The organism is Hymenobacter sp. M1-2 (assembly GCF_057808495.1).
Genome location: NZ_JBTYZO010000013.1, coordinates 177,367 through 190,208, shown reverse-complemented (window position 1 = coordinate 190,208; position 12,842 = coordinate 177,367). Strand labels below are relative to the sequence as shown.

The following is a 12,842-nucleotide window of genomic DNA, read 5'->3' as shown; positions in this document are numbered from 1 at the left end:
CTAGGGGTGGTTGAGGACGTTAGAACGATTGTTAGGACTAGCTCTAGTATCGTTCAATGCCAGTCAACCACCCCTAGCCCACGCCGCTTGATGCGCGGAATTTTCCAAGGAGGGGAACTAGTCTTAGCTTTAGTCCGCAACTTGGGGTTAGCTAAGCTGCTGTTTGTAGTCGTGGACGTACTCCGCGAAAGAATGCGGGGCGTGCCCGGTGATGCGCTGCACCCAATCCGTGGTGGGCGGCTGCTTCTGGAAACGCGGCAGAAAGTGCAGCACTAGCATAATCAGGATGAGTGGAACGGGCACGCCCTGGCTTTTCTTGGTGAGGAAAAACCGCAGCGGGTTGGGCGAGAGGTAACGGATGGTACGGCCCAGACCCCGCGTGAGAGCAGCAGACATCTCGGCGAAGGTCATGGGCGTGGCGGCGGTGAGGGCGTAGGCTTGGTTGGCGTGGGCTTCGGGGTGCCGGAGCACTGCAGCGGCCACGCGCCCAATGTCGCGCACGTCGATGAGGACGAACCGGGCGTTGCCGGCGGGCAGGTAGATCTGGCTGCGGCCCACCACATCGTCGCGCAGGGTGGTGTTGAAATTCTGCATGAAGTAGGCCGGCCGCAGAAACGTGTAGGGCACCCCGCTCGCCGCCAGCTGCTTCTCGATCTTATAGTGGGGCAGCAAGCTGTTGTTCTCGACTCCCTGCACCGCCATAAACACGAGGTGCTGTACCCCGGCTTCCCGCGCCACCGCCGCCAGCCGCCGAAAACGTTCCTCGGCATCCTTGAGGCCCGGCGGCAGCAGCAGAAATACGCCCTCCACCCCCCGCAAAGCCGGCCCGAACGAACTCTCATCCGCGAAATCGAAGCGTATGGGCGTCACGCGGGGATATGTATGCAGTTGTGTTCGGCTCTTAGTTACGTCGCGCACGCCGGCCAGGATGGGGCCTACGTCGGGCATGGCTTGCAGGCTGTCGAGCACGGTCTCGCCCACGTTCCCGGTCGCGCCGGTAATCAGAATACGTTTCATACGCTCAGCAGAATCTTTGCTTTCGTCGTACGTGTGCCGCAGTGGCCGGGGTGCCGTTGAGGCGTGTTCCAAGCCGTCAACAGCTCGCCGCTGTGGGTATTTTCAATGTTTCAGTTCCCTTGCTCCCGTTGCTTCAATACTTCCTCTACCGTCGGCATATCATCGGGGTGTACCTCCAGAATCTCGCCGTCGCGGGAGACGATGACTGGTGTCTGCTTGTAGCGCTTAAAAGCCAACATGGCCGTGTAGGCGCCTATCAAGCCTTTCTGTAACTGCTCAAGGTTCCATTCGTGCTGCTCTTGCTTAGTCATGATACGTGCTGGTGAGACGTTGCCAAGTTTCTAAATCGGTAACAACAGTTTTCCTGGAAGTGCCTTGCGCAACCATTCGACCTAAAGTATTTGAATTATCGAGAAATACCCAATCATCTACAGCATACTGGTAATGAGTAAAAAATTGGTGCAGACCACCTTCATATCGCCGTCGAATTACCAGTTCTAGTATGTTGTGCCCACCTTCTAGCACCCTCATTTTTACACGCCTAACAGCCGAATCAGGCGAATTAAGCCAAAAGAAAAATAAGCTAACGTGGTACCCTTGCTCCTGCGCCTGCTTGATAAAAGGTAAATAGATGCGAGTGGCTAAGGTGGTTTCTAACGCAAAATTCTCGCCCGCCGCTACTAACTCCTGCAAACGAGCAAGCATAAGCCGCCCGGCCTGCACGCTCACTGTCTCCGGCTGAAAAGGCGACAAGCCCCGCGCTATTTCGTCGGCATTCACAAACTCCCGGCAATCCAGTAAACTCGGGAGCATGGCGTAAGCTGCCGTAGTTTTTCCGGCACCATTACAGCCGGCTATTATGTAGAGATGCTTCATGCATGCATTTTTCTTCTAACATTATCCAATATTACTAATTCTACCTTACCAGGATCATCAATATTATATTCACCAGATTCAAAAGAACATCTCGGGCAATTAAAGCTCCGACGATAAAGACTACTCTCATCGACCAGAGGAGTATCACATCTCGGGCAGTGAGCAGATAATTTAGAAATAACCCAAGCTTTCCTTCTTTCACTCCATTCCCAGTCCCAACTCCACTTCCAATTAGGGAATTTATCTTCTCTATAGGAAAGAAATTCAGGCACAGACTTTTCCTCGTTAGATAAATTTATCCAGAACCTCACAACAATAAACAAGATCACAATACCTACCATTAGATACCATACCCTGATCTGAAAATTCAAAACATAAATTATGTATCCGAATAAATAAGAAATTAAATTGGAAATTGTAGACAAAAAAGGCTTCTCCTTAATCACATCATATAACGACGTAAGCAAGAAGCCTAATACAGTAGTACCTATACCAACAGCCCATTCTCCTTTCAACCAGTTTTTCATAATATTTAATTTTATACTACTTCCCCTCACACCTGAATAACGCCCACGTTAAACGCCTTCTCAATCGGCGCGTGGTTGGCCATTGCAATTCCCTGCGAAATTACTTTGCGGGTTTCCAGCGGGTCGATGATGGCGTCTACCCACAGGCGGGCGGCGGCGTAGTAGGGTGAGAGTTGCTCGTCGTAGCGGGCTTTGATCCGGTCCAGCAGCTCTTTTTCGGCTTCGGGCGTGATGGTCTCGCCCTTGGCTTTGAGCGAAGCCACCTGAATCTGGAGCAGCGTGTTGGCGGCGGCGGCCCCGCTCATTACGGCCAGCTGCGCCGTGGGCCAGGCCACAATGAGGCGCGGGTCGTAGGCTTTGCCGCACATGGCGTAGTTGCCGGCCCCGTAGCTGTTGCCGATGACGACCGAGAACTTCGGTACCACGGAGTTGCTCATGGCATTCACCATCTTCGCCCCGTCCTTGATGATGCCGCCGTGCTCACTTTGCGAGCCCACCATAAAGCCCGATACATCGTGCAGGAACACCAGCGGAATGCGCTTCTGGTTGCAGTTCATGATGAAGCGCGCGGCCTTGTCGGCGGAGTCGGAATAAATAACGCCGCCCATCTGCATGGCCCCCTTCTTGGTCTTCACGATTTTGCGCTGGTTGGCCACGATGCCCACCGCCCAGCCATCAATACGCGCTAAGCCGCAGAGCAAGGTCTGGCCGTACAGCTCTTTGTAAGGCTCAAACTCCGAGTCGTCTACGAGCCGCCGGATGAGGTCCATCATGTCGTAGGGCTTGGCGCGGTCGGCAGGCAGCAGGCCGTAGATTTCGGCCGGATTTTCCTTGGGTGGCGCGGGCGTTTTGCGCGAGAAGCCGGCCGTAGCGTGGCCGCCTATCTTATCGAAGATGTTGCGAATATGGTCGAGGCACTCCTCGTCGTTGGCAAACTTATAGTCCGTGACGCCGGAAATTTCGGAATGCGTGGTGGCCCCGCCCAGCGTTTCGTTGTCGATGGATTCGCCGATGGCGGACTTCACCAGGTAGGAGCCCGCCAGAAACACCGAGCCGGTGCCATCCACTATCATCGCCTCGTCGCTCATGATGGGCAAATACGCCCCGCCGGCCACGCACGGCCCCATAATGGCAGCCAGCTGCACGATGCCCATGCTGCTCATCACAGCATTGTTGCGGAAGATGCGGCCGAAGTGCTCCTTATCAGGAAAAATCTCGTCCTGCATAGGCAGATACACCCCCGCCGAGTCGACGAGGTAGATGATGGGCAGCTTGTTTTCGATGCTGATTTCCTGGGCCCGGAGGTTTTTCTTGGCCGTAATAGGAAACCACGCGCCAGCCTTCACGGTGGCGTCATTGGCCACCACCACGCACTGCCGCCCCTGCACGTAGCCAATCACGACTACCACGCCGCCGCTGGGGCAGCCGCCCTCTTCCGGGTACATTCCCTCACCCGCAAAGGCGCCAATTTCAATCGTCTCCGAATCCTTGTCGAGCAAGTAGGCTATCCGCTCCCTGGCCGTGAGCTTGCCTTTGGATTTGTGGGCTTCAATCCGCTTTTCGCCGCCGCCGAGCTGTACCTTTTTCAGGCGTTGGGAGAGTTGAAAATTGAGCTGCTTGATGCTGTCTTCGTTTTTGTTGAACTCGAGGTCCATACGGGGTGGGATGGGAAGTAGAATGGGGACAGAACAAAAAAATCCGCCCCGTGGGGCGGATTTCAAAGGTAAGGATGTAACGCGAAGCTGTCATTCCGAGCAGCGCGAGGAATCTGAGGAAATTGTGTTTTCATCAACTCCTAGACTCTTCGCACTGCTCAGAACGACGCTTACTGACCGTTTGGTACGGCCGATGTATCCCGGCTGGTAGGCGTGGTCACGGTCTTGGTTTCCTTCTGCATTTCGCCGTTAGGCTTGGTGGTGGTTTCGGTCTTCGACTTGGTTTTTTTGTCTTTGCCGCCACCGCCGAATACCGAGAAGTGCACGTAGCGCTTCGGATTGGCTTTCAGGTCCACGAGCAGCGCGTTGGAGCTGGCGGCAGTAGCGTTGAGGTTGGTGTAGAGCGAATCGTCGTTGATGAGCTTGCCCAAGGAGCCTTTCTCATCGGCCAACGACTTGTTTAGCGTCGTCATGGCCGTTTGCGCCTCCGTCATGGTAGCATTAAGCTTGCGCATGGCCGGTCCTACGGGAGCTTGCTTGAGCGAGTCGCTTAGCTGGGCGAAGTTGCCGACAATACGGTCCAGCTTTTTCTCGGTCATCGCCAGGTCGGCCGTAAGGCGGGCCATATTGGTGGTAATCTGGTTGATGTTGCGCTGGTTCATCACCAAGAGGTTTTTCAAGGCTTCGGTGCTGCCTTGCGCGTTTAGCAGCGTGGCTTGCAGGCTCACCCGCGCCTCTTTGCTCAGAAAGCTGTTCACCTTGACCAACGTAGAATCGACGGTGCCGAGCACGGGCAGTGCTTTGGCCTGAAAGGCGTCGGTGATGCTGGCTACGGTATAGGATTTGAGGTCCTCGCCCCCATCGAACACCTTGGAGTTTTTGCCCAAAAACAGCGTAATGGTCTTGGAGCCCAGCAGCGAGCCGCTCAGGCTGGCCACGGTGGAGTCGCCGACTACCACATCCTTTTGCAGTTCCAGCGCCACCCGCACGCGGTTGGCCTGCTCCGGCTGTAAGGCCATGTTTTTCACCTGGCCCACCTTCACGCCATTCAGAATAACGGGGTTGCCTACCGTGAGGCCGTCCACGTTGTCGTAGGTGGCGTAGTACGTACGGTCGGAGGAGAGCAAGTTGCTGCCCTTCAGAAAGTTAAACCCTATATACAGTGCTACTATGGCCACGATGCCCAACAGGGCCACTTTGATTTCTTTCGACACGGTGGTCTATCGTTGGAGGTGAAATGGGGAAGAAAGTCAGCCGCCGTTGCGGCCGCGCACGAGCGGGTTACTCCCCGTTCATGGCCTCTAGCTCGTTCTTATAGTCGCGGAAGGCCCGGTAAATACCTGAAGCCATATACGACTGATTAGTTTTATCGTTCAAATACAGCTCTTCCTGCCGGTTGGTTAAAAAGCCCGATTCAATCAATACTGAAGGCATCGTCGATTTCCAGAGCACCAAAAAACCCGCCTGCTTCACGCCCCGTGAAGGCCGCTTGACGGTGGTACGGAACTGCTTATCGACCTTTTGCGCGAAGCGAATACTGTTGACGATGTGGGCGCTTTGGTAGAGAGAAAACAGAATGTGGCTCTGCGGCGAGGTTGGGTCGAAGCCGTTGTAGTGCTCCTTATAGTTTTCTTCTTGCAGAATTACAGCGTTTTCGCGCTTGGCTACGGCTAAGTTGGCATCGGTTTTGTGCGGACCCATCGTCCAAACTTCCGTACCGTAGGCGGCCGGGCTACTGGCGTTGCAATGGACGGAGATAAAAAGGTCGGCGTTGTGCTTGTTGGCAATACCGGCCCGGTCGGCTAGTTCCACAAACACATCAGTTTTGCGAGTATACACAACTTTTACGTCGGGCATGTTTTCTTCTATCTGCCGGCCCAAAGCCAGAATGATTTTCAGCGCCACATCGGCTTCGCGGGCCTTGGACCCGGCGCAGCCTCGGTCCTTACCGCCGTGGCCAGCATCGAGCACTACGGTGCGCAGGCGATACGCCTGCGGAGTAGAAGAGACAACGGGCCGGGGCGCCGGACTATCCGGTACCACGGCAGCCGGGGCGCCGGAAAAACCTACCAGCCCCGCCAGACACAAGGCGACAATATTCCGCACAGACTTCGTTAGTGATGGGCAGCGACCCGCTACCTTTGCAAACCGCCACAAAATAAACGAATAAAACTACGTGGCCGCACCTGTGCCTTTGTCCGACGTTACGATTACACTCCACCGCCGGTCCCACTTCTGGGCTTTATGGCCCGTGCTGCTACTATTGAGCGGTTTGTGGCTCCTCACGGTGCCCGCCCTGGCCCAAGCGCCTACTCCCCGCCGGACAGTTCCATTGCCTACCGATGTGCGCCGCTCCGCGCCTATTTTGCGCGCCGACACGGCGGCCACGCGGCAGCGCCCCCGCGCCAGCACCGCCCCCGACACCAGCCGGCTCGTAACCCGTACCGGCGCCGACTCGCTGAATGTGGCGGCCGGCGCCCGCAAAGGCAGCGTGGAAACCACCGTGAAATATGCGGCCAAGGACTCCATTCGCTTTATCATAGGCGAGAAAAAAGCCATTCTTTACGATAAAGCCAGCGTCGATTACGGCGAGATGAACCTGAAGGCCGCCCAGATTACGGTGGACTACAGCAAAAACCTGCTCACGGCCGAAGGAGCTAAGGACTCAACGGGCAAAGTGCAGGACCGTCCGGTGTTCAAGAACGGAGCAGAAACCTACCAGGCTGGCCGCATCAACTACAACTTTAAGAGCCGGAAAGGCAAGATTGCAGAAGCTGTGACCCAGCAGGGCGAAGGCTACGTGCACGCCGAAGTCATCAAGAAGAACCAGTACAACGAAATCTACGGGCGCAACGGGCGCTACACTACCTGCAACCTGGAGCACCCGCACTTCTACATCAATGCCAGTAAGATGAAGGTGATTCCGGGTCAGAAAGTAGTGACCGGACCCTTCAATATGGTTATCGGCGATATTCCTACGCCGTTGGGTTTTTTATTTGGCTATTTTCCTTCCCCAAGCAAGAGCCGGGCCTCGGGCATCATCATCCCAACGTATGGCCAGTCCAGCGACCGAGGGTATTTCCTGCGCAACGGTGGCTATTACTGGGCTGCTAACGACAATATTGGCATACGCTTCACTGGCGATGTGTATGCGGGCAATGCACAGCAGTTCGGGGGCTGGCGCGGTCAGGTGGAAATGCAGTATATCAAGCGTTACACCTATCAAGGCTTACTGAGCTTTGAGTACTCGTCTCGGCCAGCAGACCAAATTTTGCGGACCGAAGGCACTACCGCTTCTGGTAACGTCTTCCGGCAGCCCCGCAGCCCCAAAACGTTGTGGCTGCGCTGGAACCACTCGCCTACTCCGCGGCCAGGTGGTGGGCGTTTCGCTGCCAGCGTAAGTGCTGGTAGCACCGACTACAACCAGCAAAATTCGTTTGAACCGCGCCGCTTCTTGACGCCGGCTTTCTCTTCCAACATCAGCTACAGCAAGCAGTTGCGCAATGCTCCTGTCAACTATAGCCTCAACCTAAGCCAGACTCAGAACACCCAGACGGGCGAGATGAGCTTTATTCTGCCGGATGTCAGCGCGCAGCTGGCTCGGCAGTATCCGTACCAGTGGCTGGGTATCACGCCGCGTGGTAAGTTTTACGAGCAGCTTTCCTTTTCGTACACGCTCCGCGGACAAAACAATATCACCAACACCCAGGCCGCCCGCCAGCTTACGGGCGCACCGTTGCTAGGCGGCACTAGCGCCAGCAACGTCATCCCGATCAAGCTGTCTAACCTTGCGCCGCTGTTGCGCAACTCCCAGACTGCCTTACGCCACGAGTTTGGGATTCAGCTTGGTAACTACACTGTCTTGCGGCATTTGAACCTAACGCCTTCGGTGAGCTACAATGAGTCTTGGTATTTCAAGAAACTGGAGTACAGCTATAACCCCATCGCCGAAGCTATTCGAGTTGATACAATTACGAGTTTCAACCGGGTTTATAACTACTCGGGCGGCTTGACTTTGGGTACCAACATTTACGGTACGGTTAATAGAAGAGGCACTCGCAAGATTCAGGCAATACGGCATAAAATCACGCCCAATTTGAATTACAATTTTGCGCCTTCTCGTAACTCCAACTACTACCAGACGCTACCGATAGGCTCCATCCAGGACGCGCAGGGTAACTTCATAAATACGCGCGAGTTTTTCCGCTATCAGGGCTTCCTGTATGCTCCCTCTGCTGGTCAACGACAAAGCCAAGTCAGCTTTACGCTTCAAAACGCGGTAGAAATGAAGGTTCGCAATAAAAACGACACCACCGGCACTACGCCCTTCAACAAGGTTAGCTTGATTGACGGACTTGACTTTGGCATCGGCTACAACTTCCTAGCCGATTCGCTCCGCCTAACGCCATTATCGGCTACGTTCCGGACGCAAGTGGCCAAAAAGCTCACGATTAGCATCAGTTCCTCGTTTGATTTCTATCAGCGGGATACGGCTGGCCGAGCCATTGATAAATACCTTTTTGACCAGCCTAACCGACGTCTGGCTCGTCTTTCTAATGCTTCGTTACAGCTCAACTATCAGTTTAACCCAGCCCAGAATCCCCAGAAGAAATCCAACGTGCCTCGGGCAGTAGCGCCCGTCAACGACCCTATGCTGGGCAATCCAAACCCGATCAACCCGTACGAGGACTACGTAGACTTTGAGATTCCGTGGGAATTAACCACCGGCTTCACCATGGCCTACACCGATCCTGGCGTGCGGCCGTCTCGCCTGACGTATGTACGTCCCCGTTCCTTCACGTCGGCATCTCTCAATCTCGGCGGCTCCGTGAAGCTGACCAGCAACATGCGCGTGGGCTACACCACTAACTACGACTTCATCAACAAAACACCCGCCTTTACGTCGTTGGATATTTACCGTGACCTGCACTGCTGGCAGATTACTGGCAACTGGCGGCCGTTCCGGGGCTATGGGCAAGGTTACTTCATTACTATTGCCGCTAAGTCGTCGTTGCTTCAAGATTTGAAGCTAAACCGTAACCGCACCTTCCTGAATAATTAAGCTGGAGCGTGGTTAATCGAAGATTCAGGGCCTTTCGACGGGGACTCGGCTAAGCGACAAAGGCTTTTTTCTGAAAAATCCGCAGCTTTGGCCTCTGGTTACGCCACTGCTTTTCCGCTAGCCGGCATCTAACAACGTCCTACGTCCCAACAACCAAACCTCTCCGTCCATGTCCCAGCACAAAGAAGTCAAGCTCGTGACCACGCACCAATTGCTGGCCATGAAGCGACGCAGTGAGAAAATTTCCATGCTCACGGCCTACGACTTTTCAATGGCGACAATCTTGGACGGTGCGGGCGTAGACGTATTGCTCGTCGGCGACTCGGCTTCCAACGTTATGGCTGGCCACGAAACCACCTTGCCTATCACGCTGGACCAAATGATTTACCATGCTTCTAGCGTGGTGCGGGCCGTGAAGCGGGCTTTGGTGGTAGTAGATATGCCGTTTGGTTCGTACCAAGGCAATTCCTCGGAAGCCTTGCGTTCCGCTATTCGCATCATGAAGGAATCGGGTGGACACGCCGTGAAACTGGAAGGCGGCGCCGAAATCCGCGAGTCCATTACGCGCATTCTTACGGCCGGCATTCCGGTGATGGGCCATTTGGGCCTCACGCCGCAAAGCATCTATAAATTTGGCACTTACACTGTCCGCGCCAAGGAAGAAGTGGAGGCGCAAAAGCTAATCGAAGACGCGCTACTGCTTCAGGACCTAGGCTGCTTCGCGCTGGTATTGGAAAAAATTCCGTCGGCGCTGGCGAAGCAGGTGGCCGAACAGCTTTCAATTCCCGTTATTGGCATTGGTGCTGGACCCGACGTAGACGGCCAAGTGCTGGTAGTGCACGACATGCTCGGCATCACCAAGGAATTCAAGCCTCGCTTCCTGCGCCGCTACGCCGAGCTAGGCGACTTGATGAGTGACGCCGTGCAACGCTACATTCAAGACGTCAAGAACCGCGACTTCCCTAGCAAGGAAGAAGCGTACTGAATTTAATTAATAATGAATAATTAGCAATTAATAATTAAGGTTGTTTTTGGCTGCTTTGCCGCGCATTTACGCTTACAAGGCGCTTTTTCAATTCTTAATTATCAATTACTAATTATTAATTCCACAAAAGTGAATCGTCCGAATCTGTGGTCAGAACAGAAAGAAATTCTGTTCGAAGACAATCATTTGCTCGTCATCAACAAGCCAGCGGGCTTACTTGTGCAAGGCGACGCCACTGGCGACGAGCCTCTTTCGGCGAAAGCCGAGGAATACTTGCGCTTCAAGTACAAGAAGCCCGGCGCTGCTTTCGTGGGCGTGGCGCACCGCATCGACCGGCCCGTGAGCGGCATTGTGATATTGGCCAAAACCAGTAAGGCCCTGAGCCGGCTGAACGAGATGTTCCGCGACAACAAAATTCACAAAACTTACTGGGCCCTCACCGGCAAGTGCCCCGAGCCTACCAGCGGCCACCTCACGCATTGGCTCGTCAAGGACCCAATCCGCAATACCACCAAAGCCTATCCTGAGCGCCACGGCCAGGGTTTGAAGTCGGATCTAGATTACCAAGTGCTAGGGCAGGCTGGTAACCGCTGGTTACTACAAGTAAACCCCATCACGGGCCGGCCTCACCAGATCAGGGTGCAACTCAGCACCGGTCTCGGCACCCCCATTGTTGGGGATGTGAAATACGGTTTCTTGGCGCCGCTACCCGATGTTAGTATCGCTCTGCACGCTCGCCAATTGGAATTGCAACACCCCGTTACGAAGGAGGAAATGGTCCTCGTGGCCCCGCTGCCCGATATGGCCCATTGGGAAGCTGCCCAAGCGTATTATGTATAGAACTGTGAGGGTAGATGTGAGACGTTAGACTGTTGTTCTTTGGCTAAGAGATACCGAACCAAAAGTCTAAGCTCTCATATCCAAGGTCTCAGTTCTAAAACGTGAACAACATTTTGGCCTTTTGTGAAGGATAATTGCACTCCGGGTAGAGGTGGCCGTAGTTTTGTAAAACGCCTTCTGAACTAATACCCAGCTTTCGTGCTTTTGCGCGTGGAGGTTCCGGCTATTTCCGACGCTTCCTTTACTCCTTTTTGGCCATGGCAATTCTCGTTTTCTTCGTTGCCCACTACTACTTGTCGCTGTTTACGCAGACATTTTATCTGCACCGCTACGCAGCGCACAAGATGTTCACGATGAACAAGTTTTGGGAGAAGTTTTTCTTTTTATTCACCTACATCTGCCAAGGCTCTTCTTTCCTTTCGCCGCGGGCATATGCGCTGTTGCACCGCATGCACCACGCGTATTCCGACACGGAAATGGACCCGCACTCGCCCCACTTTTTCTCGAATCCGTTTTCGATGATGTGGCAGACCAAGGTGATATACAACGAGGTAGTCGAAGACACTTACGGCCCGGCCAAACGCTTTGAAGGCGACACCCCGGAGTGGAAATGGCTCGATTGGTTTGGCGGCACCCCGTATTCGCGGATCGGCTGGGGCACCATGTATGTGCTCTTTTATATTGGCTTCGCTACGGCTTGGTGGCAGTATCTGCTTCTGCCTATTCACTTCCTGATGGGGCCGCTGCATGGCGCTATCGTAAACTGGGGTGGCCACAAATACGGCTACCAGAACTTCGATAACCACGACAAGTCCCGCAACACACTGGCGCTGGATTTCCTGGCGTTCGGCGAGCTATTCCAGAACAACCACCACAAGTTGCCCATGCGCGTCAACTTCGGCGTGAAGTGGTGGGAATTCGACCCCACGTACGTTGCCATCTGGACAATGGACAAAGTGGGCATCATCAAAATCAAGCGCAAGCAGAAAGCCCAGAAAATGCGGGTCGCTGCATAAGGCACAGCCGTGTTAGTGCGAGCAGCGCGAAGCCATCCTTTCTCTTGGCGCTGAAAAACTTCACTTACAAGACGAATGCTCTACCGTCGGGGTTAGCCTCCTGATGGTGGAGCATTTGTCGCTTTAGTGAGGTCCGCTCCTTAAGGGGAAGGATTGCTTTGCGCTGCTCGCAAGGATAGTTGGATATAGCGCGCAACATACTCGCGGAACATATTCCGACTAACTGTTTCCATGGAGCGAAATATATCCGTACTTTTGCGCCTCACTTTTCAACCAGACGCACGAGATGCGTCGCTTAACCAAACCGGTTTATGGCAGTTAAAATCCGCCTCGCCCGTCGCGGCCGCAAGAAGGCCGCTCAATTCGACATCGTTATTGCCGATTCCCGCTCGCCGCGTGATGGCCGCTTTATCGAGAAAATCGGCACCTATGACCCCAACACCAACCCTGCTTCCATCAATTTCGATGGCGAAAAGGCGTTTGATTGGGTGATGAAAGGCGCCCAGCCCACCGACACGGTACGGGCTATGCTCTCTTACCGTGGTGTACTGTACCGCAAGCACCTGCAGCTTGGCGTTATCAAAGGTGCTATTTCGCAAGAAACCGCCGATGAGCGTTACACTGCTTGGAAAGAGCAGAAAGACGCCAAAATCGAAGGCAAGCGCGCCAACATTGGTACGGCTAAAGACGAAGTTCGCAAGGCTCAGTTGGCCGCCGAAACCAAAGTGAAGGAAGCACGCGCCGAAGCCATCCGCAAGAAAAACACGCCAGCTCCGGTGGAAGCTCCTGCGGCCGAAGGTGACGCAGCCGAAGCTACGGCCGACACGACGGAAGAAGCCGGCGCTTAATATCTGCTGATTTCGG

Annotated in this window: 12 protein-coding genes; 5 read left to right on the top strand and 7 right to left on the bottom strand. The window is 54.4% G+C overall.

What is annotated here, in order from left to right; all coding sequences use genetic code 11:
- Positions 1–147: 147 nt before the first annotated feature.
- From ACYSMN_RS14410 to ACYSMN_RS14380, 7 genes are all read right to left on the bottom strand, one after another.
- A complete protein-coding gene (locus ACYSMN_RS14410; protein ID WP_488924597.1) occupies positions 148–1,017 on the bottom strand; it encodes an NmrA family NAD(P)-binding protein in 870 nt (289 codons plus the stop codon).
- 110 nt (positions 1,018–1,127) lie between these two features.
- The gene (locus ACYSMN_RS14405; protein WP_488924596.1) at positions 1,128–1,328 is read right to left on the bottom strand and encodes a hypothetical protein; all 201 of its coding nucleotides are present in this window, start codon (positions 1,326–1,328) and stop codon (positions 1,128–1,130) included.
- Positions 1,321–1,893, bottom strand: a complete 573-nt coding sequence (locus ACYSMN_RS14400) for an ATPase (RefSeq protein WP_488924595.1) — start codon at positions 1,891–1,893, stop codon at positions 1,321–1,323. The genes ACYSMN_RS14405 and ACYSMN_RS14400 overlap by 8 nt, the downstream gene beginning before the upstream one ends.
- The gene (locus tag ACYSMN_RS14395; protein ID WP_488924594.1) at positions 1,890–2,420 is read right to left on the bottom strand and encodes a hypothetical protein; all 531 of its coding nucleotides are present in this window, start codon (positions 2,418–2,420) and stop codon (positions 1,890–1,892) included. Before ACYSMN_RS14395 ends, ACYSMN_RS14400 begins: the two co-directional genes overlap by 4 nt.
- A gap of 26 nt (positions 2,421–2,446) precedes the next feature.
- Positions 2,447–4,075: an acyl-CoA carboxylase subunit beta gene (locus tag ACYSMN_RS14390; RefSeq protein ID WP_488924593.1), complete on the bottom strand. Its 1,629-nt coding sequence runs from the start codon at positions 4,073–4,075 to the stop codon at positions 2,447–2,449.
- Between the two features lie 170 nt (positions 4,076–4,245).
- The gene (locus tag ACYSMN_RS14385) at positions 4,246–5,289 is read right to left on the bottom strand and encodes an MlaD family protein (RefSeq protein ID WP_488924592.1); all 1,044 of its coding nucleotides are present in this window, start codon (positions 5,287–5,289) and stop codon (positions 4,246–4,248) included.
- Positions 5,290–5,356: 67 nt separating this feature from the next.
- On the bottom strand, positions 5,357–6,118 hold the full coding sequence (locus ACYSMN_RS14380) for an N-acetylmuramoyl-L-alanine amidase family protein (RefSeq protein ID WP_488924601.1): 762 nt from the start codon (positions 6,116–6,118) through the stop codon (positions 5,357–5,359).
- Positions 6,119–6,347: 229 nt separating this feature from the next.
- Here ACYSMN_RS14380 and ACYSMN_RS14375 point away from each other — a divergent pair, with 229 nt between their 5' ends.
- From ACYSMN_RS14375 to ACYSMN_RS14355, 5 genes are all read left to right on the top strand, one after another.
- A complete protein-coding gene (locus tag ACYSMN_RS14375; RefSeq protein ID WP_488924591.1) occupies positions 6,348–9,137 on the top strand; it encodes a putative LPS assembly protein LptD in 2,790 nt (929 codons plus the stop codon).
- A 169-nt stretch (positions 9,138–9,306) separates the two neighbouring features.
- On the top strand, positions 9,307–10,122 hold the full coding sequence (panB, locus tag ACYSMN_RS14370) for a 3-methyl-2-oxobutanoate hydroxymethyltransferase (protein WP_488924590.1): 816 nt from the start codon (positions 9,307–9,309) through the stop codon (positions 10,120–10,122).
- 129 nt (positions 10,123–10,251) lie between these two features.
- The gene (locus ACYSMN_RS14365; RefSeq protein ID WP_488924589.1) at positions 10,252–10,962 is read left to right on the top strand and encodes an RluA family pseudouridine synthase; all 711 of its coding nucleotides are present in this window, start codon (positions 10,252–10,254) and stop codon (positions 10,960–10,962) included.
- A 257-nt stretch (positions 10,963–11,219) separates the two neighbouring features.
- A complete protein-coding gene (locus ACYSMN_RS14360; RefSeq protein WP_488924588.1) occupies positions 11,220–11,978 on the top strand; it encodes an acyl-CoA desaturase in 759 nt (252 codons plus the stop codon).
- A 311-nt stretch (positions 11,979–12,289) separates the two neighbouring features.
- The gene (locus tag ACYSMN_RS14355; protein ID WP_488924587.1) at positions 12,290–12,826 is read left to right on the top strand and encodes a 30S ribosomal protein S16; all 537 of its coding nucleotides are present in this window, start codon (positions 12,290–12,292) and stop codon (positions 12,824–12,826) included.
- Positions 12,827–12,842: the final 16 nt, after the last annotated feature.